This window comes from Simiduia agarivorans SA1 = DSM 21679, assembly GCF_000305785.2.
In the GTDB taxonomy this organism is placed as follows: Bacteria; Pseudomonadota; Gammaproteobacteria; order Pseudomonadales; family Cellvibrionaceae; genus Simiduia; species Simiduia agarivorans.
The window spans coordinates 3,672,222-3,696,367 of record NC_018868.3 but is presented as its reverse complement, the minus strand read 5'-3'; the positions used below and the strand labels follow the sequence as shown (position 1 = coordinate 3,696,367).

The following is a 24,146-nucleotide window of genomic DNA, read 5'->3' as shown; positions in this document are numbered from 1 at the left end:
CTGATGTTAAGGTTTTACATTCAGTCCCTTATAAAGATCTGAATACTGCTTGATGATATCGCAGACAGGCTCATGCAGATCGAGGTGAATGATGCCGCCTTCTTTATTGCTACCAGGCGCACCCACACCGGCGATGCTGTACTCACTGGCATTAAGTACACAGTAGTACTGGAAGCCGTCATGGTTACCTGCCCAACCACCGGAGTACTCACCATAAGGTCCTGAGCCCCACTGGGTGCCTATTTCGCCACCGTTACCCCACTCCAGACCACTCAACTGCCAGCCGAGCATACCGCCAATGGCATCGCGGTTTTCCCAGGCTTTGGCATACCAGGCGCTGAAGTATTGCGCGCGTTGCGCCAGTGTTTGAGTCACCCAGGCCGTTACCGCACTCTGATCTGAGGAAGGACCATAGTTCTGGATCACGTCCCGGCCATCAGCACCGCGCAGGGTATTTACCGGCCAGCTGAATTCACCAATATAAGTGGGCTTGTTCAGTTCGCGACCGAGCGCTGCCAACTGATCGAAGTTACCCAGCGTTTGTGCATCGGTCATATTCCACCAAGTGGGATAGAGGTGAGCCGAGATGGCATCCACATTGGGGTTATCGTTCACGTACCGCAGGTTAGCGTAAGAGTCGACCTGTTCAGCAGCACCGAAGGATGACTCCATGCCAATGGATACCAGCTGATTCGGAGCAACCAATGCGAGATGCCCGGCGATATCGTCAACCCAGGTTTTAAACGTTTCCACTCCACCAGACATACGCGGTTCGTTCGCCAACTCCCACATCATGATGGTCGGGTCTTCGTTATACCGTTTACCCGTTCTGGTGTTGTAGTGATTCACCAGATTGGTGATGAACGCTTTGAACTGCTCGCGACCGCTGGCACTGCCGTAGCCACCATAGGTCTGGATGTTACCGAAGTAATCCCAGTGATCTGCGAGGGACAGTACCAAGCGGATGTTGTACTGCTCAGCCAGTGCAACGTAATTGTCGAACAATTCGAAACTCCGATCGATCAACGCCTGTTCTTCAGCCGTGCGATCTGCCGGGTCCTTACTCAGAATAAACGTATCGCCTACCTTGCGGTTGATACACACGCCATCATGGGTACCGGTACTGTTACAAAACATCCAGGTCCGAACCACGTTCAAGCCCACACTGGCCGCGCGCTTGAAGAAGTCTTCAGCCATGGCTTCGGGTTTGTACATCAAGTAGTACTGGTTGGAACCATTAAAATAGAAAGGCTGATTACCCAACGCAAACTGGCTGCCCGCGGTATCCACAAATACCGGACCGGTCAGTTCACCCACCTGCACACGGCGGTTCTCTTTGGTGCTCAATCCCACCATACCCAGACTGATGTCATACAAACCATCGCCGGAAGTAGGAATCACCAGCGGGCTTTCACCAGTGTAGAGCTCGGTGGCCCCCCCATTCACAGAGTAGGTCACTGCGCCCTCACCGATTTTGGTGAAAGCCACAGCAATGTCTGAACCAGACGGAAGATCCGAGAAGTTCTGCGGCGTGCTGATGGTCAGGCCACCCACCATTTCAACCTGAAGGCCGTAGATATTCATCCAGCCGTCATCGCCTTGTAATGCCTCAACCGCAATCGTGTGCGAACCCATATCGAACGACACGTTTCTAGTAAAGAAGGCACGATCTTTTGAGGTAAAGGTCACCTGGCTACCCGAACCATCGATAGACAGCGTATTTCTGCGCGGACCATGGGCCGCGGCGTAGTCGACCATTACCCGGTACTCCGCCGCCACCGGTACATCCACAGTCCAGGTAACAGAGGATACCGGGCTCATGATTTCCATCCACTCATTGGGCTCATAATGTCTGGTATTCACCAAGCTAGACTGCTGATTCCAAGTGAAATACTGAACATCGTCAGGTGTGGGTGTTGGCGTCGGTGTCGGCGTTGGCGTCGGTGTCGGCGTTGGCGTCGGCGTCGGCGTTGGCGTCGGCGTCGGCGTTGGCGTCGGCGTTGGCGTCGGCGTTGGCGTCGGCGTTGGCGTTGGCGTTGGCGTTGGCGTCGGCGTTGGCGTCGGCGTCGGCGTCGGTGTTGGTGTTGGTGTTGGTGTTGGTGTTGGTGTTGGCGTTGGCGTTGGCGTTGGTGTTGGTGTTGGTGTTGGTGTTGGTGTTGGAGAGCCAGCCAACACGATATCGATACCTACCACATCAATGTAGCCCCAACTGCCATTACCACCATCAACACCGGCGATCTTGGCGCCTGCAGTCAGCGTAACATTGCCGATGGTCACCCACTCGTCATCTTTATCGGTAGAGGTGAACTCAAATACCTGACTACCCACAAAAAACTTGTTTCGTTTTTCGCCCTGCGGCGATCGCACCAGCAGCGAAACGGTGTAGTTACCGTCGGCAGGCGCTTCAAAATTCCAGCTGGCTTTGCCATTTTTCAATTGGATAAAGCCGTTGAATAAGGTTGCACCGGCCGACAGGTCAGCGGTGGCCGCGGTGAGCGTGAAGGGATGGGGCGCAGGTCCTGGATTTTGTGGGTCCTCACACGCGCCCAGGTACTTCCAGGAATCCCATTCATTTTTGTAATTTGGCGCGGCACCAATAACCCAGTACTTGGCCTCAAACTCAACGCCCTGATAAGTCACCAGGTCGCCGGTTTTATATTGAGTGGTTTCGCTCCATTGGGGTGCAGAACAAGGCGCAGCCAATGACGCCGAGGAATAGCAACTCGCCGCAATTATGCTGCTGAGCGCCACTTTTTTCATTGCTTTAATATGACTCATATAAAGATACCTTTATTTCAGTGTTATCCGGCCTTTCTTGTCATCAATTTCCATCGGTGTAGCACCGACAGGTGTGACGCGAACAACCAAAAAACCCAACATTATTATCAGGTACATCTGTAGCTGATCCGCGATCGCAGACCACTCTCTTTTTCATGTGCGACCGCACATGTGCTACGTTTTTTATTTGGGGTATTAACCGACCGCCATGGACGACGAAAACCTCATCCAACAGTGCGGCATATCGTCCTCGCTGATGCCACCAACCGCATGACCATCAGCCCCTACCACAGACCAATCCATAAACGACGCCATTGAAAACGGAAAACCATCGGGCCTGTAGCCAGATCACGAATGTCGTCTGAACCTCAACCGCTACAGCAAAACAGAAAAACTGGTGTTACCTGAGCTTGCTTTACCTTGCACGACAGACCATGCTGCAAATACATCCAGCCGGGTACGCGGAAAAAACCCCCGGCGTTAGAGCCGGGGTAAGACCTATTTCAGCGAACGAGAACGCCTTGCAGGCAAGAGAGACTAAACAACCATCGTGAATCCAATGAAGGCCCGCTCAGAGAGCAGGCATCCCCATCAGAACTTTGCGCGAAGCCCAAGTGTATAGCGGGGCTCGTATTCATTTTTCCAGGCTTTCTGGTTTTCCCACTGGATGTAGTAATCTTCTACTTCGCCTGTGAGGTTGGAACCGTTCAGGTAAACGGTGATGTCATCAGCTACGTCATAACTGACAGAGGCATCAATATAGCCAGTCGGTGCCTGGAACAGGGTCATGCCCTCAGTACCCCATACCTGATTGAATGCCACCACCCGCTCGGAACGATAGTTGTAAGCAATACGCGCCTGCAGCTTCTCGCCCTGATACCAGCCGATAAAGTTAAACAACTGATCAGAGTTATCAATGAAGGGCAGCTTTTTGCCATTAAGGTCTTCATTGCCTGAATCAGACGGTGAATAGGTGTAGTTCACATCAACACCGAAGTTAGACCAGATACCTGGCAGGAAATCGAACGCCTGGCGGGCTGATACTTCGATGCCTTGCAGTTTGCCACCTTCACCCTGAACGTTGGTCTGCACGTTGGTGGTGCGACGAATCACGCCATCCTGATCCGGCAGATCCATGGGCACCGAGCCGCGTTCCACAAAACTTTCAACGTCAACCCGAAACAGGCCCACACTTACCATACCGGAATCGCCGTGATACCACTCCAGCGATACGTCGTAGTTGTTAGCGCGCCATGGGTCGAGTTCAGGGTTACCATCAGAGCTTGCTGCGATGATTTCAAAAATTCCGGTAGAAGAATTCAGCGCATAATTAGGCGACAGACCACCGCCCCACTGATTCAGATCCAGTGGTGCCATGGTCTTTGCGGCAGCAGCGCGCAAACGCCAATCTTCAGCAAAGTCCCACGCCACGTTCAGGCTGGGCAGCACATCGGTATAGCTGCTGTCGGTAACAAAATCACCGTCATCGAGCTCTGGCGCACCGTAGGGCCGGGACGCACCCACCAGCGATTGAGTCACGGACAGATCTGTCTGCACAATACGCAGGCCAAGATTACCGTGTACCGGTGTGGCTGAATCGGTGGAGAAGTTCACTTGTGCATAGGCACTGGTTTCATTCAGATCTACTTCATAAGACTGTCCGGGCATCACACCACGCACATTGTTGGGATACAGGCTGTTGTGGAATGCCAGCACATTGTCCATGGCGGCAGGGTCCAGCGTGTAAACACTGCCCGCACCCTTGACGCTGCCGAAGTCGCTCACCTGAATCACATTGGCACCAAAATCGGACAGCGGCGTTGGACGCCCGGCGGTGTAGAAAGTGCCGGCACCATCACCGAAGGAACAACCACCGGCATTCAGCGTCACGTCGGTTGATTTCCAACGAACCAGACAACCTTCGTTACCAAAAGGTGCCAGCAGGTGGAAACCTTCGTTTTCCGCCTTGCGTGCGCTGTGGCGCACACCCGCGTCTACCGACTTAACAAACCCGTCCAACTCGTAAGAGCCATCCAGGCGGAATACATTCATGGAACCTTTGCGGTCGTAGTTATATTCCGAAGACAGTCCACTCAGCGCATAGGCATCCAGATCACCGGTAATCGCCTGAGGCACGCCGCTCCATACCGGGGCATCACCGCGGTAGTCAACCACCACTGGAATTTCTGCATCGGCATAGCCGCCCGGGTTGGTGGCCAGTGAGCCCTCGGGATAATTCTGGAATTCCACGCCCCACTGTGAACCATTGGCCATATCAATATCGGCGTAGCTGTTCAGTTTCAGCTGATTGGCACTGCTGGACAGGGCCCGCGCAGAACCGGTGAAGCTGCCGCCGTTGTCGTAGCTCAATTCGATATTGAAGTTGGTGGATTCCGATTCAATCACATTATTTTCGGCATAGGACTTCAGGCGACGACCATCGGCCTGGTACACCTGAGTGGTATGAATTTCCTGGCCAGCAAAGGCACCGGTGGGTGTGGATTCAATCGGCCTGGCCCAGGCCCAATCCTGCCACTTGTCGGAAATGGCAATACCGGCGCGGCGATCCCACTCATCCATTTTGGTGTAGAAAAAATCCGCATCCAGCGCGAAACCGCTGCCCAGATTCCACTGTACTGCGCCATTCAGACCCAAACGCTCGCGCTCGGTGAATTTGCTGTAAGCAGTGTGACCCTGATACGCGATGTAACGATCGTCCAGTGAGCCATTGCCGTTCACATCTTCGCCACGGAAGTTCCAGTTATCGGTTGGCGCACCGTTTTCCGGCGGGAAACCCGACCAACCTGCATCGCTACCGCCACCGGCCATACCCGAGTAATAGTTCGCCAGATTGGCAGTGGAATAAGAAGCCGCAACCATGGCACCGAAATCGCCATTGTTGATACTCACCAGACCATTCAGGCCATAATCGTTTTCAGCGGTATCGCGACCCGTCTGGTATTCGGCCGTGAGTGCGGTGGTAACGCCTTCTTCAAAATTGAATGGCTTGTGGGTTTTGAGATCTACAACGCCGGTGATGCCACCCGACAAGGTTGCCGCTGTCTGGGATTTTTTCACATCGGCGCCGGCGAACAGCGAGGAAGGAATATCGCCAAAATTCGGCTGCGTCGTGGTCACTGAACCGGCCGCCATATAGGCCTCGCCGTTCAACGTGGTCAACACCTGCGGCATGCCGCGTACGTTGAGCGCACCGCCTTCACCTGCAGAACGACGAATCTGCACACCGGTAATACGCTGCAAGCTATCGGTGATGGTGACGTCGGGCAGTTTGCCGATGTCTTCCGCCACAATGGAATCCACGACGGAATCGGCATTGCGTTTGTTACTGATAGACGTGGCCTGCGACATGCGGATGCCGCTCACTACGATTTCTTCCAGCTCGCCCGCTACTTCTTGAGAAAAAGCTGGGGTGCTGAGCGTACCAGCGGCAATACTGACCGCCAGCAGATTACGGGTAAAGGATGATTTCATTGCCATCACGTGAGTCCTCATGAATGGTCGTTATTGTTATCAGCCCCACACCGAGATGGTTCCAGGGCACAAGCACATCATTGAGAGCGCCAACACCTTGTCGGAGAAGGCTTTATGTAACCGGTTACAGTTGGTGAGCAAAAAAATGGGTTATTCGATCTGCCACAACCATGATGGGTGATCTCTGTAACCGGTTACATGCAGGCTAATGGAATTTCTCACAGGATGCAAGCGGTTAAATTGTCTTATTTCACAAGCTGGCAGGGCAATGACAGTAAAATCTTGAATTGCAATCTGTAACCGGTTACATTTTGTGATCTTACGAAAGACATCAGGGAAGCGCCATGAAGCCTGCACGTTACGGCGCCATTGAGGCGGGGGGCACCAAAATTCTGTGTGGCGTCACCGGCGAGGACGGGCGCTGGTTGGCCAGAGATAAATTTTCCACTGCCGAGCCAGAACAGAATCTTGCCGAACTGATCGGTTTTTTCAGCCAGCACCCGGTCAACAGCCTGGGCCTGGCAAGCTTCGGGCCGCTGGACATTGATCCCACCTCGCTGCACTACGGCCGGCTGCTCAATACCAGCAAGCCCCATTGGAGCCAATTCCCCTTTGCCCGCCGGCTGGCAGATGCGCTGAATACTGACGTGGTCGCCACTACCGATGTGCTGGCCGCGGCGATGGCCGAACAGCGTTTCGGCGCCGCCCGGGGTTGCGATAACTTTTGCTATGTCACCGTAGGTACCGGCATTGGTGTGGGAACTTTCATTGCGGGTAAACCGTTGACCGGCAAGCACCATCCAGAGCCCGGGCACCTGCCACTGATCAGAAACACGCAGGACAATGTAGCCAGTGCATGCCCTTACCATAGCCACTGCGCAGAAGGTCTGGCCAGCGGACCCGCGCTCAGCCGGCGCGTGCCGGTGCCACTCACCGAACTCGCAGCCACCGCGCCACTATGGGAACTGGCAGCAGACTATCTGGCGCAACTTTGTCATTCACTGATGCTGTGTTACCAACCCGACCGGATCATTCTCGGCGGCGGTGTGATGCGGGCACCACATCTTCTCCCAATGATCACCAATGCCTTCGAGAGCCAAGCGCGCAATTACGCTCAGAGCCTTACTGAGCAAAACCTTTTAGTCAGTGCATTGAAAAATGAAGCCGGCCTTCTCGGCGCTCTTGCACTGGTTCACCCCTTGGAAAATGTTCATGTTTACACCTGATAGCCCCGTTCATCACGCGCTCGTGCAACACCAATTGCGATTGGCACAGGTGCCAACCACTCAATTGTTCGACCACGATCCCAATCGCGTACAAGCATTCAACTGCCAGGCTGCAGGACTGCATGCCGACTTTTCTAAGCACCGGGTAGATGCCAATGCGCTCAATGTACTGATCCAATTGGCTGAATCGGCAGATCTGATCACAAAACGAGATGCCATGTTCAACGGTGAAGTGATCAACCACACAGAACAGCGCCAGGTACTTCACAGCATACTTCGCGCACGACATGCGCACCCTACACTGGGCCACTTGCAAACCGATGTGTCGAACACCTTGGATCGCATGGCGACATTTGTAGACGCTATACATTCAGGACAATGGCGCGGGTTCAGTCATCTGTCCATCACCGACGTAGTCAATATCGGCATTGGCGGTTCCGATCTTGGACCACAAATGGTTACCGAAGCACTGGCGCCCTATCAGACTCAGGTAAATTTACATTTTGTATCCAATGTAGATGGCGCAGATCTGGCGCAAACACTGGATAAGCTGAATCCGGCCACTACCCTGTTCGTGGTGGCTTCCAAAACCTTTACCACCGCAGAAACACTCACAAACGCCCGCACTGCACGCCGCTGGTTGTTGGCAGCCGCCGGCACAGAGGACGCCACAGCGAAACATTTTGTTGCTGTGTCTTCCGCCGTGGCGCGAGCGGTCGACTTTGGCATAACACCAGATAATATCTTTCCTCTATGGGATTGGGTGGGCGGCCGCTATTCACTCTGGTCTGCGATTGGATTGCCCATTGCGCTGGCCTGTGGCATGCCCGTATTCGAGCAACTGCTCGCAGGCGCAGAGGCAATGGACCAACATTTTGCAAGCGCCCCGCTGTTAGAAAATATGCCGGTAATCATGGCCGTGCTCGGCATCTTCTACATCAACTATTGGCATTGTGATACCCATGCGATTCTGCCTTACAGCCACTATCTCGGCAGTTTCACCAAATATATTCAGCAGCTGGATATGGAATCCAATGGAAAAACTGTTGCACTGCAGGGCACAGCCAGTAGCGGCCATACCGGCCCGATAATCTGGGGCGAAGTAGGCACCAACGGTCAGCACTCATTTCACCAATTGTTACACCAAGGTACACGCATCGTACCCGTCGACTTTATTCTGCCACTAACCACACCTGCCGTTTCTGCGATAGATACTGAAACGCTGAAACACCATCAAGCACAACTGGTAGCCAATTGTCTGAGCCAATCACGTGCTTTGATGCTGGGCAAGTCACGCGTGCAGGCAGAGCAGGAGTTCAGGCAAATGGGCATACCGGATGCAGAGGCCTGCGCCCTCGCGCCACACAAAATGATGCCTGGCAACCGCCCCTCCACCACCATCACCATGCACTGTTTGACGCCGGAAAATCTGGGCGCCCTTATTGCTCTCTATGAGCATAAGGTATTTGTGCAGAGTGCTATCTGGAATATCAATGCCTTTGATCAATGGGGCGTTGAGCTGGGCAAGCAGCTGTGCAATGAAATACTCCCCGTATTGACGACCGATGCCGCAACAGCGTTCGACCCTTCCACCAATGCACTGATCCAACGCTACAAGGATGCACACCAATGATAAAAAAAATGCTGTTCACCCCCTTAGTTGTTTTACATGTTTTGGCATGCAGCGAACCGGGTACCACATCCCCACCGACTCCGGAGGCGGTATCCCACTTTGTGAAAGTCGAAGGCACTCAATTTTTACTGGATGACCAACCTTACCGTTTCGCAGGAACCAACTATTGGTATGGCGCCTATGTGGGTGCTGAAGACCCTGCCCGCCTATCGGCTGAGCTCGATTTTCTGGCAGCGCACAAAATCACCAATCTGCGGGTGTTGGCGGTAAGTGAAAAAAGCGAACTGACGCGCGCGGTCACGCCTGCGATGCTGGACGCCGAGGGCACGCTGGACGCCACTCTGGTAAAAGGACTGGATAGATTTCTGGCAGAGGCCGGCAAACGCGACATGAAAGTGGTTCTGTTTCTCACCAATTTCTGGCAATGGTCGGGCGGCATGACCCAATACAATCAGTGGTTTTCCGGTACGCCACTGCTCGACCCGGACACCACCGGCCGTTGGGATGACTATATGGAATCCAGCGCCGACTTTTACACCTGTAGTGGCTGCCAGGCTCATTACCAATCCGTCATCCGGCAGCTGGTCAACCGCGTGAACAGCGTGAATGGTATTGCCTATAAAGATGACCCTACCATCATGAGCTGGCAGCTCGCCAATGAACCCAGGCCCGGCGGCAATGAATACAGCCAGTCGCGTGCGGACGCTTACGTGGCATGGATCGACACCAGCGCCCGCCTGATTAAATCGCTCGCGCCCAACCAACTTGTGAGCACCGGCAGTGAAGGGATCAAGGGCAGCCAGGAATCAAAAGACACCTACCTGCGCGCACACCAGAGTCCCTACGTGGATTACATGACCGTACACCTCTGGATTAAAAACTGGGGCTGGTTTGATATTCACAACGCCGAGACCACCATCGAAACGGCCAAGACCAACGCGTTGAACTATTTGCGCGAGCACAACGCCATGGCTATGCAACTCGGCAAACCCTTGGTGCTGGAAGAATTTGGCGCCGAACGCGATGAAGGCGAACTCGCGCCGGAAACCAGCACCCTATACCGAGATGACTACTACCGTACCGTGTTCGAATTCATTGAAGAAAATACCGGCAAGGCTTTTGCGGGTACGAACTTCTGGGCCTTCGCAGGAGCCGGGCGAGCGGGCGCCAATCCGGAGCTCTGGGCACCCGGGGATGATTATCTGGGTGACCCGCCGCAGGAACCGCAGGGTTTGAATGGGGTGTTTGATAGTGACAGCACTACGCTCAGCATTATCAGGCGACATGCGGATAGGATAAGGATTGGCCCAATAAAAACGGCGCCCTGAGGCGCTGTTTCGTGGCGTCAGTTACAGCTCGCAATCCGTATCTCAGACCCAATCGACTCGCCCGCTGGGTTGACCGCGGTCAACCGGTATTGATCGCCCGTCTGGCAATTGCTGTCCTGATACAAATTCATTATGGCCGGGTCCCAACCGTTGCTGCCATCGGTCAGGTCCGCCTGATACAAATGCCACTCAGTTCTGGCGTTGGCCTTGTACAGGTTATAGCGCAGTACCATGGGTGAGCCCATCCAGTTTATTTGTCCTTGCGGACCAATGGGATGCAACAATGGGGCTTCCGGATCGGGCCATTCGGTGGCAAAGCGACGCTGTTGCTCATTGGTGGCAAATCCGGCCTGCACCTGACGGATCAATTCAACCACAGCTTGCTCCTGGTTTGCAGCATTTACGGCAAAGCCCGGCAGATGGTAACTCAGGTGCCCGCTGTCGCCTTCTTTGTGCCAATAAAAGCCGCCCGCTTCACGGTGGCCACGATAGCCCCAGATCAATGCACCGCCAATGGCTTCGTGAGCGACGATGGCGTCTGTGACCTGGCGGATGGTTTCCATGGGCTGCAAACCGTATTCCCCAACAAAAAATACCTTGCCGTATTGTTTTGCCAGATCGGCCTGACGGGTTACTACATCTGCCGACATGTAATCCCCGTAAAAATGATTGGACATGATATCCACGTTGGGATCGACAAGGCCTAGAAATTCGGAGCCCACCGCTACGGCTTCATCAGGCAAGTTGATGGAATCCGCCTGCTGATCACCATCCACAATCAGCTGATGCGGCGCCAAAGATTTAATCAGCGCAGCAGTCTGGGCGAGAAACTCAGCATTGGTACCCCGTAATTCGTTACCGGTTTCCCACGCCATAATAGCCTTTTCTTCAGAATATTTTCGGCCGGTAAGCGTGTTCGTACGGCCAATAACCTGCCGTATCAGATCCTGATACAGCGCATAGGTTTGACTGTTAATATCATAAATGGGCCCGGTCACTTTATCGTCCATATCCGGTTCGCCTGCCATCAACGCCAGCTCCCGCTTTCCGCCCCACCAGCTCCAGTGATCAACAAATGGAATGATCAATCTCAATCCGTGTAGATCCGCCAGATAGACCAATCGATCCAGCACCTGCATGCCGTCCTCGTTCAATACCAGGCGCTGGCTTTCCTGATCCCACAGCACGTGCGCAGGCATATTTTTGCGCACATCAGGCGCAAGGCTGATATCGTCAATGCTCAAGGCGTAAATGCGGGTAGCGGTATGGCCGCTCCATACCAGCGATTTCACCCAGTTTTCCTGCTCACGGGCAGTAGGCCATTTGAAATGATCCGACTTGCCTATCTGACTCGCCTTTGAGCGGACATCATCTTCAATTCTGTGCAACTCGGTGGCGTGCAAACCAAAAAAGCGAAACGGTTTTTCTCCGTCAAAAAGCTGGTGTTCTTTACGCTGGATAAACGTATCAAATCCCGATGTTGCCCCGGTCAGCTCAGCCGCAGCAGGTGCCGCTTCCACGGCAGGCGCCGGTTTTTCGCCGCAGCCAAGCAGCATCAGCAACCCCAGACAGAACAAATGTGGGCCTATGTGCTTCATATTCTCTATTCCTTATTATTCTGATTTCTGGCAAGCAGCGCTGAGTCGATTAGCTACTTCCAGCATAGCCCGGCCATTGTGATAGGGTGCTTTCCAGAAGCCCATTTTATAATGTTGATGTCCGCGCGCCTGATCCAGGGTTGAGTACCAGAACCACTCCCCCAGGTTTTTATCCAATTGATACTGTTGGATATAAACCCAGACCGCTTCGGTGGCCCTAAGAAATTTTTCGTCGCCGGTGAGCTGCCAGGCATTCACAAAGCCCACCATCGCTTCGGCCTGCACCCACCATTCAGATTCGGGATGTCGCTCACCGCTGGTTTTATCGAATTTATCCAGCACCTGACCATGCTCACCAATACCCTCGGCCAAACAGGTCTTCGCTAAATTCACCACCAACGGGCTGAATCGGTTAAGCAGCACCTCATCGCCCAACACTTCCAACGCCTCACATATCAACCAGCTGGCTTCAATGTCGTGGCCATAGGAATAACATGAGGAGTGATCATTCCACTGCATATCGAGAAACAGCTTAAGATGGCCGGTATCAGCATCGGCGATGCGTTCGCACATCCACAGAATATTGTTGCGCAGCGCCTGTTCGGTTTCCCGGGTGGGGTTGGCGAGGTAGAGACCGGTATAAGCTTCTAAAACATGCAGGTGATTGTTCATGGTTTTCGGCGCATTGTCATCTTTGGCCGACAGGCGCACATCAACCAATGGTTCCCATTGGCGGCTTTTGGCTTCCACATAGCCGCCACTCGCCCGATCCAGACAATGCTGCTCAATCAGCCGAAACAGATCCATTGCAAACGCCAATGCCTCAGGTTTTTTCGTCAAACGGTAATAGGCGCTTAGTGCATAGATGCCAAATGCCTGTGCGTAAGTCTGCTTTTTGTCGCCACACATCTGACCGGCCGCATCCAGGCTCCAGAAAAGCCCACCGTATTCTTCATCGAAAAAGTGGTCGGTCAGATAGTCAAAGGCCCGATCCGCCAGATCGCCGCATTCAAGCGCCGGCCTCTGAATGGCCAGCTCGCTGAAAAACCACAGGATACGGGTATTGAGGATAATGCCTTTTTCCGCGTGCACATTGCGCTGGCCATTATTATCCAGCTCTGCCACAAAGCCCTCTGAATCCAGCGTATGGGTACGCCACCAGGCAAGGATATTTTCCAACTCCTGTTCACACGCCATCGACAATTCTTTCGCACTATTGCTCACAGTGATAGCCACTTACAAATCAGCCATACAAGACTGGTTGGCTTCAATCAGCGCCAACCGCGCCTGCACACTGGTAGCTGAGCGCAACCCATCTTCAGGGGTATTCCTACAGTAATCTATCAGCTGAGCCACGCTGCTGGTGGCTACGTGTAACCGGGTGTCGGAAGAGGCGTAATAAATGAACACCTGGCCATCGTCGCGCGCAATCCACCCGTTGGAAAACACCACGTTTGATACGTCACCGACGCGCTCCTTTCCCTCGGGTGCAATCAGATGACCCGCCGGGCGGTGAATCACTTTCCAGGGTTCATTCAGGTCAGTCATGAACGCGTAGAGCACATAGCGCAAACCGGCGGCGGTATTGCGTACACCATGGGCCAGATGCAGCCAGCCGGCCTCCGTTTTAATGGGCGCAGGGCCCTGACCGTTTTTAACTTCTTTGATGGTGTGATAAACCTTGCCATCCACAATGGTTTCTTTCTTGACTTCCGCGCCATCCATGGTGGGAGTCAGCCCCCAGCCGATTCCCCCGCCGGCGCCCACAGAAATAAAGCCATCCTGAGGGCGGGTATAAAGTGCATATTGACCATCGACAAATTCCGGGTGCAGCACCACGTTCCGTTGCTGACCGGAGTAGGTGACCAGATCAGGCAAGCGCTCCCAGGTGACCAGGTCTTTGGTTCTCGCGATGCCACACTGAGCTTCAGCCGCGGAGGTATCGTTGGGTTTATCCAGGTCTTTTCGCTCGGTGCAGAAAAGCCCGTATATCCAACCATCTTCATGAGCGGTCAGACGCATGTCGTAGACGTTGGTGTCGGGCCGGCCGGTTTCGGGCATAACGATAGGTTTGTCATGGAAGCGGAAGTTATCCACTCCGTTATCGCTTTCGGCCACAGCAAAAAATGATTTGCGATCATCGCCTTCCACACGTACAACCACGCAGTATTTGCCGTTGAAAAAAATCGCGCCGGCATTCAGCGTGGCGTTGATGCCCTGACGTTCCATCAGGAAGGGATTGGTGGCTGGATTAAAATCGTAGCGCCAGGACACCGGCACATGATCCCGCGTGATGACCGGCCGTTGCCACCGCTGATACACGCCGTTGCTTACAGGCATAGGTTCGTTACCCCGTTTCAACAGGGAATCTTGCTGCGCGATCAATGCACGCGCACGGTGTTTAAAATCAGACATGGCAAAACTACTCATTCAATATCAGGTTTTGTTTTATTTCGACTTGAAACCGCCACGCAGTAACCGGTTACAACTCAACTAAAAAATTATCTGGCCGCAGAAAGCGCAACATCATTCTGCTCAGCAGGCGCATCCTCCGGCGTATTTTTCAGGTGGCGATACCAGTTCAGGTATAGATAAATGGTGGCACACGCAATCACCGCCACTGCTACGAAAAACTCCGGCCAATGTTTAATCACCAGGAAAATGGGGGCGGCGGTCAGTGCCGTGTGCCACACCAATCCCACCGCACAATTCACCATGTCGCGAACGAAATCGGTGTTGCGGCGAATGCCGGGTTGCTCTTGTTCCAGCGCGGTATGCACCGGCGCCCAGAACCCCCAGGGGCGGGTTTTAAGGTAAAACTGTTTGAGCACGTCCATATCGTCGGGTTTGGATAGAAGCGCGGCCAATACACTGGCCAACAAACAGAAAGCAAACAGAAACGGGAAGGCATACAGCGGCGACACATCGGTAAACATCAGCGGAATAGCCGCCACAATGCCGGCGAGCATGCCCAGGCAATAGCCCACACCGTTAAAGCGCCACCAATACCATTTGAGAATGTTGGCCGCGGTGTAACCGCCATAGAGCGCACTTACCATCCACAAAATAAAATCGTTGAGCGAAGGGACGAATAATCCGATCACCGTACCCAACACTACAAAAAACAAGCTCACCGCATAACTCAGGCGCACGTAGGTTTTCTGGCTGGCATCGGGATTGATGTAGCGCTTGTACACATCGTTCACCACGTAGGCAGGCGCGGCGTTTACGGTAGCAGCAAAGGTAGACATAAAGGTGGCCAGCAAACCCGCCAACACCAGGCCCAACAAACCCGCCGGTACATAGTTAGCCAGTGCGAACGGCAGTATCGCTTCAAAGTCCACATCCGGCCCCATGGCACGCAGGTCTTCGGCAAAAAATACCAGCGCCAATACCGTCAGGCCGGTGATCATCATATAGCGGGGAAACAACAGCACGAGGCTCACCACGCCGCTCATTTTGGCGGCCTCCACTGGAGTGCGGGCCGACAAAATACGCTGCATATCATAGTTCGGCGCCGGCCCCGCTAAGGATTGAAGAATCCCTTTGAGCAATACCAGCATGAAAAATACAGAGAACAGCGACCAGCCGTCGTTGATAATTTTCTGATTGGCAGAATCAAGAATGCCGCTCCAATCCAGATCCAGCGTATGGGTGACCGCCATACTGCTCCAACCTTCAGGCACCGCTGCACTGAGCATCTCGGGCGACACCTGCATCATGGCGATAACCCCGATGGCGATACAGGCAACCGTCATGATGAAAAACTGCACCACTTCGGTGAGCACCACGCCAAACATGCCACCTTTCACCACGTAAACGGTGGTGATCGCCGTTAAGATGAGACCATAGAAAATTTCATTGGTGTGCGGGTCTGCACTCAACTGCCAGGGCATGATACCGGCCGCAAACTTGCCAGCGCCCACAAAACTATAGGCGAGGTACCCCAGCACCACCAACAACGCAAATACCACAATCACCTGATGCGCAAATTCAGCGCCGCGACTGTTACCAAACCGGAAACTGATCCATTCGGCGCCGGTCATCACATTGGAGCGACGCAGCCAGAGCGACAGGAAAACCATCAGGAATATCTGGTTGAACGCAGGCCACAACCAGGGAATATAAACGCTCTTTAAGCCGTAGATGAATAACAAATAAATCATCCACATGGTGCCGCCCACGTCGAACTGACCAGAGGCGTTACTCAACCCCAGGTAATACCAGGGCAGCTGGTTGCCACCCAGAAAATAGGTACGGATATTCTGCGATGCCTTGCGGCTCAGCCATACACCAATCCCCACAGACAGGGCCATGTATAAGCCGATGATAATGATGTCGATGACAGCGAGCTGCATTGGCTGATCCTGTTGTTACCGGGGTGCCCCTCTGAATCGACCCGCCGGATTGATTATTCTGTTGCCAGCCACGCTGGAACCTTCATAGATACATCACCCACAAAGCAGATTATGCCTACTGAGTCAGGTGCTTTTTAATAATGTAACCGGTTACAATTCGTTTGGCTAGTACCAATTTCCCGTATGAGGTAAATTGCGCCCTGTAACCGTTTCCACAGGATTTGCCATCGGAGTGGCTCACTTATGTCCAGTATCCGCGAAGTTGCCCGCATTGCAGGGGTATCGATTGCCACTGTGTCGCGCGCACTCAGTACCCCCGACAAGGTATCCAAAGCCGCACTGGAGAAAGTCCAGGCCGCTATCGCCAAGGTAAATTACCGGCCCAATATGATGGCCCGCAATTTCCGCGCCGTGCGCTCCTATTCCATTGTGGTACTGGTGCCGAATATCGCCAACCTGTTCTTCTCCACCGTAATCCGGGGCATTGAGGATGCTGCGCAGCAGGCAGGCTACGCCGTATTGCTGGGCGATACCCGCGATTCCGTCAAGCGCGAAAAGGACTATGTGAATCTGGTGGAAACCCGTCAATCTGACGGGGTTTTGCAATTGCGCCCCCACATTCCTGGCGTGTCGCTCGAACCCAACCCGCACATCCCCATGGTCAATGCCTGTGGCTGTGAAAACACGCCTTATGCCTCGGTGCGCATCGATAACGCCGGTGCCGCCCAGGCGGTGATGGAGTATCTGATTGGTCAGGGCCACACCCGTATTGGCGTGATTGCCGGCAAGGCCGACAACCCCCACACCATCGACCGCTACAAGGGCTACATGCAGGCACTTGAAGCGGCCGGTATACCTTTCGACAAAAATCTGGTGGTCTACGGCGACTTCACTCTGCGCTCCGGCGTGGTAGCCGCCAGCCATTTCGCGCGCATGAAAGAGCGCCCTTCAGCAATTTTTTCCATGAACGACGAAATGGCCATTGGCGCCATTCAGGGCCTGCGCACTGCCGGAATACGGGTGCCGGAGGACATGTCTATCACCGGTTTTGACGACATTGAATTTGCCCGCTACAGCGACCCCGCGCTCACTACCGTGGCCCAACCGGCGGAAGAACTGGGCAAAACGGCCTTTCAGTCCCTGCTGACCCTGATTGAAGGCCGTGAACTGCAAAACAGCGAAATCGTCCTGCCCTACGAGTTTGTGGTGCGTAAATCCACACCCAATCGGCGCTGATACGCGCAGATTGCAGACAGATCCCGAGCGCCCTCTTTACTTCGAAAATGTAACCGGTTACATTGCAGCGTAATCAGGTCGCACCAGCAATGCGATTAAACCCAATAATTTGTAACCGGTTACTTTATGTCTGTACACGCGCTTTCACAGGCCACCGAACGCCTGGCGGATTGGATGGTCCGCCAGGCATTACCACTCTGGTCTTCGCAGGGTTTCGACCAGCTGCACGGCAGCGCCTTTGAACAACTGGATGCGAGCGGCGCGCCCGATGCCCAATGCCCCAAGCGCATCCGGGTGCAATACCGGCAGAGTTTTGTGTTTTCTGTGGCCGCCAACCGCGGCTGGCTGGCCGAAGCGGGCGTCAGGGTCGGGCAAATCCAGCGCTGGCTGGACGCCAAGGCCCGTCACCCCAATGCACAACATGCCGATGCCATGGATCTGTATGTGCATCAGCTGACTGCCGAGGATCAACCGCTGGACAACCGATTGGACACCTACGATCTCGCCTTTTACTTGCTCGCCTGTGCCTGGCGCTATCGCGCCTTTGGCGACAGTCAGGCACTGGCGCGGGCCAATCGCATCCAACGCTATCTGGATACCCACATAAAAGGCGATTTTGGTGGCTGGCGCGAGGGCGATTACCCGGCCAAGGTGCGCCGGCAGAACCCGCACATGCACCTGTTCGAGGCCTATATGGCGCTTTTTCAGGCCAGTGCCGACAGCAGGTGGCTGGCAAGGGCCGGCTCCATATTTACCCTGTTCGAGACGCGCTTTTACGACCCGGAAAAACATTTCCTGCTGGAATATTTTCATCCCGACTGGCGGCCAGTCGCTGAGGGGCAAGCAGTAGAACCCGGCCACATGCTGGAATGGGTGTGGTTGCTGCACCAGTACGGCCAACTCTCTGGCACGCCGGTGACACACTACACCCGTTCGCTGTACCGCACCGCACTGGAACTCGGACAAGAAAAACACAGCGGCTTGCTTTTCGATGAATTGGATACCAATGGCAAAGTGCAAAAAGCCAGCAAGCGATTGTGGCCAATGACAGAGCTTATCAAAGCCAGCCTGGCGGAAGCGGCGTCACATTCCGACGCCAGCAGCAAAGCGGCGGCCGAGCTGGTGGCGGCAAATGCCATCAGTGCCTTGTTTGAATTTTATTTCTCGACGCGCGTTGACGGCAGCTACTGCGACCAACTGGATGCCAACAATCAGGTAATCAATACCAAGGCGCCGGCCAGCACCTTGTACCATTTGCTGGTTGCCGCAACCGAAGCCATCGACTATCAGGACCAGCAGCGATGAATGCCCATTACCCCACCAGTGGTTTCAAAACCTATGACATCCGGGGGCGTGTACCTGAAGAACTGAACGAATCACTGGCCTGGCGCATCGGTTTTGCTTATGCATCCCAACTTAACGCCAAACGTTTGATCGTGGGTCACGATATCCGGCTCACCAGCCCGGTACTGGCACAAGCATTGGCCGAAGGCATTTGCGCTGCCGGCTGCGACGCCTGGCACATTGGGCAATGCGGCACGGAAGAAGTGTATTACGCAAGCTTCAGCCAACCGGTGGACGGCGGTATCTGCGTCACCGCCAGCCACAACCCGAAAGATTACAACGGCATGAAACTCGTCACCCGGGATTCCCACCCCATCACGGGTGAACAACTGACTCAATTACGGGAACAGGTTGCCTCGGGCGACTTGCGTCCCAGCGCAGAACCGGGCCAGATTCATGTAATTGATTTCCGCCAGGCCTACGATGCGTTTTTGCTGGAGCAGGTAGACGTTTCGAAACTCAAACCATTGCGCATTGTCACAAACCCCGGCCATGGCGGCGCCGGCGATCTGGTTGATCGGCTTGCACGCTATCTGCCGTTTGATTTTATCCGCATACAACACCATGCCGATGGCCATTTTCCCACCGGTGTGCCCAATCCCTTATTGCCGGAAAACCGGGCCGCCACCCAAGACGCCGTGCTAGCAAGCAAGGCCGATCTGGGCATTGCCTGGGACGGTGATTTCGACCGCTGTTTTTTCTTTGATGAACAAGGCCAGTTTGTTGAAGGTTATTATATCGTGGGGCTGCTGGCAGAAATGATGCTACAGCGTCACCCCGGCGCCACCATCGTGCACGACCCAAGGCTCTACTGGAATACCCATGATCTGGTGAGCCAGAATAACGGTACCAGCGCCATCTGCAAAACCGGGCACGCGTTCATCAAACAGAAGATGCGTGAAACCGACGCGGTTTACGGCGGCGAAATGAGTGCCCATCACTATTTCAAAGACTTTGCCTACTGCGACAACGGCACCCTGCCCTGGCTGCTGCTCACTGAATTGCTCTGCCGCACCGGTAAGACATTGAGCCAACTGATCAGTGAACGGCAAACCGCGTTTCCTTGCTCGGGCGAGATCAATCTTGAGGTGCTCAACAGCCAATCGCTGATTGAACAAGTGCGCGCACATTACCGGCACCAGAACCCTAAAGAAAGCGAGTTGGACGGGCTGGATATGGACTTTGGCAGCTGGCGATTCAACCTGCGCCAATCCAATACCGAACCATTGATACGTTTAAATGTTGAAGCGCGCAACAACCCTTTACTTCTGGCCGAAAAAACGCGCGAGCTTAAGACTCTACTTACCTGACATATTCACGCACTTTCCATTTTTTTTCCTTCCGATTGAATAGGCCGGCAATCGGAGTCCCATCCGACTCCAAATATTCCGCGCCCAGTGGTGTAAAAAAAGCCCGGCATTGCCGGGCATAAGCGGTGCATATAGCGAGAGAAAAAAGCTACTGCATCGAGGGAGAACATAGGGAAATCGCATCTTACACCGGCCCTTGCATAGCGCGCAGGCCGGGACTCCAAAGCCTGCGTTAATAGCGGCCGATAATGCCTAGCTGGAACACGCGATCCAGTTGCTGGTATTGCAGAATCCGCTCCTCCACTTCCACATAGGATTTAAGGCTGGATTGGGTCAGATTCAGGCCTTCAAAGGTGATTTTGAGGTTATCACTCAAATCATAACTCAGTGACAGGTCTAACTGACCGTAGTCCTTGAGGTACTCTGAACGACCACCTGATCCATCGGCGGCACTCAAACTGTCATCGCGCCAGTTGTAGGCCAGACGCGCACCAAAGCCATGCTTCTCGAAAAACAAAATCGCGTTAGCCGAATGCTTGGAGAGCTGAGGAATCGGTAAACCGTCGGGTGTTTCACTGTCTACGTAGGTGTAGTTCAGCACGGTACCGAAGCCATCAAACAGGCCGCCGTACAGTTGCTGATAGGAAAATTCCGCACCCTTTACCTGGCCTTCATCGTTCACCGCTTTGCGCGCAGAGTATTCCACGTCGGGAATATCACCGTTCACGTCAGGTGTACGGCCCGGGCCCATGAATGTTTCAGAGTAGTCGTAAGTAATGAAGCTGTTGATGTCTTTAAAGAACGCTGTGACAGACAACAATGAGCCTTCATCAAAATACCATTCCAGCGAACCGTCCAGCTGATTGGCGCGATAGGGATCGAGATCCGGATTGCCAATGATGCCCGTGCGCGAGGTGATAGAGGTAATGAAAATACCCGAAGTCAGATCAGTGAGATCTGGCCGCGCCATGACTTTCGATGCCGCGAAACGCACTTTCAGGTCATCGGTCACATCCCAGTTAACGGTCAGGCTTGGCAGAATGTCTGTGTAAGAACGTTCCAGTGTATTCGCCTCATAGTCTGCACCTGTGTAGATAGGTACAAACAGGTAGCGAGAGCTTGCGCCGGATTTAACCGAATAGTTGGTAGAATCCGTAAAGGTACGTACCACACGTACACCCAGGTTACCCGACACATTTTCAGCGCCATTGGCAAAGTTGACTTTGAGGTAGCCAGCTTGGGTGTCTTCACTCACCTTGTAGTCGTTGATCTTGTCCGACACAGGGTAGATTCCCCAGATGTTGTTAAGGTCAGCCAAAGGGTTGTTGTAAACGGAAGGATCACCGGCAATCCACTGACGCGGTACACTACCCGCAACGCCATCCAGGAAGCTGCCGTCATTCACCGCTACCGCATTGCGAATTTGTGGCGGCTGAATGTAAATGGAGTTGGCATCTTCAACGCCTAAACGCTGGTCGGTTTCCACCGCGCAGGTATTATCGGTGCACTCGGAGCGCCAATGGGTACCCATGCCACGCTCCACTTCACGCTCATTGCTGCGACGCGCAATGCGCAAACCGTATTCAACAGAATCCAGTGTCAGGCCGGCAAAGGCTTCATCCAGGTTGTAATCAAAATCCAGTGCCAGTGCATCCTGATTTGAAGTGAATTCATCTTTCCACAGACTGACAAATGCTATCGCATAGCTGTAGGGATCGGTAAGGTAGTCCCCGCCATTGGGAGCCGAAGGATTCACTCCGGTCAATGCCGGATTGATCATCACAGAGCCGATATCACCCTGGGTAATGTCATAACCCCAGCTGACATTCTGTGCACAAGCTACCGGCTGACCACTGGCCGGGTCCATCGGACGCGGGTCGCGCCAGGCACAGTTCACATTGCCATAACTGCCTTTCAGATCCTGGCGCAGCCAGATGCTGTCGAATTTGGATGCGCCATTGGAGTAGTTCACACTCACGGTGAGATCATCCTGCCACCAGCTTCCACCCAAGCTGATGTTGCGGTTTTCCACTTCGCGGAATGCAGCCTGCCCACCCAAGCGGTGCGCGTTACCATTGTTGTTCCAGCTGATGGGCGCAAAGCCGCCGGACAGTAGCGTAACTTCACCATCCACACCATTCAGATCACCGGGCTTGATTGACGCCGTAGAGGGAACATCAGAGCCTTCGGTGTATTGCCCCAGCGTAAAGGGCACGAAGCTCTCATCCAGTATCACGCCCGTGTGTGGCCAATCGATATCGCGAATGCCCAGGGTGAGAATCGAGGCACTCTGCTTTTCGTCGTACTGGCTGCCGATAATGTCAGCGTACAAGCTCAGGTTATCCGAGGGCTTAGCTTGCAGCGAAATATTGACACCGGTGCGCTCGCGGACAATTTCTTTTTGTTGCAGCTCAACTTCCTGCGGTGCAATCACCTGCGCGAGCTTGCCGGTTTCGGGATTGAGGTACATGAGCGTTGGCATCCAGCCTCCGTTTTGTACCGGGGCATCGGAACCCGGATTGGTAGGGTCTTCGCCCCAACCCACATTACGCCAACAGAAAGGTGTACACACGCTGGCCGGATCTTGTGCGCTGTCCCACCAGACACTTTCGTTCCAGGCCTCAAGGCTTGGCACATTGGAATTCCAGTTCTCAAACGAAAGACCATCCCAATTGCGGTAGTCGATGGTGTCATTGCGGCTGGTGGATTCACCCTTGGTGACATTCACCAGTACGCCAAAGCGGTCATCCCAGTTATTGCCAATCAGAAACGAATAGCGACCGTCGTTGGCGTCCGCGAGTTCGGAGTGCACCCCCTTGGCAGAACCCGCCAGCTGGAAACCTTCGGTATCCAATGGCTTACGGGTTTTCATGTTGACGGTACCGCCAATGGCACCTTCGATCCGGTCGGCGGAGGGCGACTTGATCACTTCGAGCCCGGCCAACAGTTCAGAGGGAATATCTTCCAGCGTGGCATTGCGGCGAACCGTTGAACGGAAGCCCGGTTGACTTGGCGTACCAAGATACGAAACGCCGTTCACCTCCATATTCACCTGAGACATACCGCGCACCTGGATCTCAGAGCCTTCGCCATCGCGGTTTGAAATCTGCACACCCGTTACCCGCTGCAGCGCTCGCGCCGCGTTCTCATCGGGTAACTTGCCAATATCCTCAGCGGAAATGGCATCCATAATGGCCGCCGAATTGCGCTTCTGGTCGACGGCATCGGTGAGTGATTGCCGGATACCATAGATCACCATTTCTTCCAGCTCGGTGGCGTTATCTGCGGATTCCGACTGGGCCTGCGCCAGAGGCACTATCGCGCTCATCACCAGCGAACTGGCAAGTCCAATAGGCAACCAGGCTTTGGGAATGCGATTGGGTGTTTGCATGAGATCTGTCCCCGTACTCTTTCGTTATTATTCGTTTCAACACTGCACCGACGGTTTCCCCAGGCTGGATCTTGTCAATACAGCCTACAAGTGTAACCGGTTACATCGTTATTTTTAAAAAATACCCGTCAGGGCCACGCTATAATGACACCAAGCGAACACCTTCGCAAGCCATACTTAGACATTAAGAAATCGCGCCACCCATCACAAATACTAGTATTTTATATTTACAAATCAATACGTTAACAACAATCCCAAACTAGCGCTCAACAAAAGACACATACCAAATCTTTGCGGATTCGGCGGATAGTCTGGCCACACCTGAGCGGTACAAGGCTTATGTTTTTTGTAACCGGTTACTGTCATTCTGACTTTAACCTAAGGCCAATCCTACGTGCTCGGATTCAAGACTCACGCCGCCCCCACCTGTAATTAACGACTGCTTGAAGTAG

Annotated in this window: 13 protein-coding genes; 6 read left to right on the top strand and 7 right to left on the bottom strand. The window is 53.9% G+C overall.

Annotation, left to right across the window (positions count from 1 at the left end):
* Positions 1–6 precede the first annotated feature (6 nt).
* Both M5M_RS16520 and M5M_RS16510 read right to left on the bottom strand, forming a co-directional pair.
* Entirely contained in the window at positions 7–2,778 is a 2,772-nt protein-coding gene (locus M5M_RS16520) for a CBM35 domain-containing protein (protein WP_016389812.1), read from the bottom strand.
* 591 nt (positions 2,779–3,369) lie between these two features.
* Positions 3,370–6,276: a TonB-dependent receptor gene (locus M5M_RS16510; protein WP_015048646.1), complete on the bottom strand. Its 2,907-nt coding sequence runs from the start codon at positions 6,274–6,276 to the stop codon at positions 3,370–3,372.
* A 338-nt stretch (positions 6,277–6,614) separates the two neighbouring features.
* Here M5M_RS16510 and M5M_RS16505 point away from each other — a divergent pair, with 338 nt between their 5' ends.
* The 3 genes from M5M_RS16505 (at position 6,615) to M5M_RS16495 (ending at position 10,457) form a co-directional block, all read left to right on the top strand.
* On the top strand, positions 6,615–7,496 hold the full coding sequence (locus M5M_RS16505; RefSeq protein WP_015048645.1) for an ROK family protein: 882 nt from the start codon (positions 6,615–6,617) through the stop codon (positions 7,494–7,496).
* The gene (gene pgi / locus M5M_RS16500; RefSeq protein ID WP_015048644.1) at positions 7,483–9,129 is read left to right on the top strand and encodes a glucose-6-phosphate isomerase; all 1,647 of its coding nucleotides are present in this window, start codon (positions 7,483–7,485) and stop codon (positions 9,127–9,129) included. Before M5M_RS16505 ends, pgi begins: the two co-directional genes overlap by 14 nt.
* A 101-nt stretch (positions 9,130–9,230) precedes the next feature.
* Positions 9,231–10,457, top strand: a complete 1,227-nt coding sequence (locus M5M_RS16495) for a glycoside hydrolase 5 family protein (RefSeq protein ID WP_244431040.1) — start codon at positions 9,231–9,233, stop codon at positions 10,455–10,457.
* Positions 10,458–10,474: 17 nt separating this feature from the next.
* Here M5M_RS16495 and M5M_RS16490 read toward each other — a convergent pair whose 3' ends face one another.
* The 4 genes from M5M_RS16490 to M5M_RS16475 form a co-directional block, all read right to left on the bottom strand.
* Entirely contained in the window at positions 10,475–12,055 is a 1,581-nt protein-coding gene (locus tag M5M_RS16490) for a cellulase family glycosylhydrolase (protein ID WP_016389806.1), read from the bottom strand.
* Positions 12,056–12,070: 15 nt separating this feature from the next.
* Positions 12,071–13,279: an AGE family epimerase/isomerase gene (locus M5M_RS16485; protein WP_211216993.1), complete on the bottom strand. Its 1,209-nt coding sequence runs from the start codon at positions 13,277–13,279 to the stop codon at positions 12,071–12,073.
* 12 nt (positions 13,280–13,291) lie between these two features.
* Complete coding sequence (locus M5M_RS16480) at positions 13,292–14,470, bottom strand: glycoside hydrolase family 130 protein (RefSeq protein WP_015048639.1); 1,179 nt, start codon at positions 14,468–14,470, stop codon at positions 13,292–13,294.
* A gap of 86 nt (positions 14,471–14,556) precedes the next feature.
* Entirely contained in the window at positions 14,557–16,413 is a 1,857-nt protein-coding gene (locus tag M5M_RS16475; protein ID WP_015048638.1) for a sodium:solute symporter family protein, read from the bottom strand.
* Between the two features lie 243 nt (positions 16,414–16,656).
* On the opposite strand from M5M_RS16475, the gene M5M_RS16470 reads away from it, so the two are divergent.
* The 3 genes from M5M_RS16470 to M5M_RS16460 all read left to right on the top strand — a co-directional run bounded on the left by M5M_RS16470 (position 16,657) and on the right by M5M_RS16460 (position 20,303).
* Positions 16,657–17,649 (top strand): LacI family DNA-binding transcriptional regulator, encoded by a 993-nt coding sequence (locus M5M_RS16470; RefSeq protein WP_015048637.1) that lies wholly within the window; start codon positions 16,657–16,659, stop codon positions 17,647–17,649.
* 126 nt (positions 17,650–17,775) lie between these two features.
* Positions 17,776–18,954, top strand: a complete 1,179-nt coding sequence (locus M5M_RS16465; protein ID WP_015048636.1) for an AGE family epimerase/isomerase — start codon at positions 17,776–17,778, stop codon at positions 18,952–18,954.
* Positions 18,951–20,303, top strand: a complete 1,353-nt coding sequence (locus M5M_RS16460; RefSeq protein WP_015048635.1) for a phosphohexomutase domain-containing protein — start codon at positions 18,951–18,953, stop codon at positions 20,301–20,303. Before M5M_RS16465 ends, M5M_RS16460 begins: the two co-directional genes overlap by 4 nt.
* 232 nt (positions 20,304–20,535) lie before the next feature.
* Here the strand turns inward: M5M_RS16460 and M5M_RS16455 are convergent, their stop codons facing one another.
* Complete coding sequence (locus M5M_RS16455; protein WP_015048634.1) at positions 20,536–23,694, bottom strand: TonB-dependent receptor; 3,159 nt, start codon at positions 23,692–23,694, stop codon at positions 20,536–20,538.
* Positions 23,695–24,146: the final 452 nt, after the last annotated feature.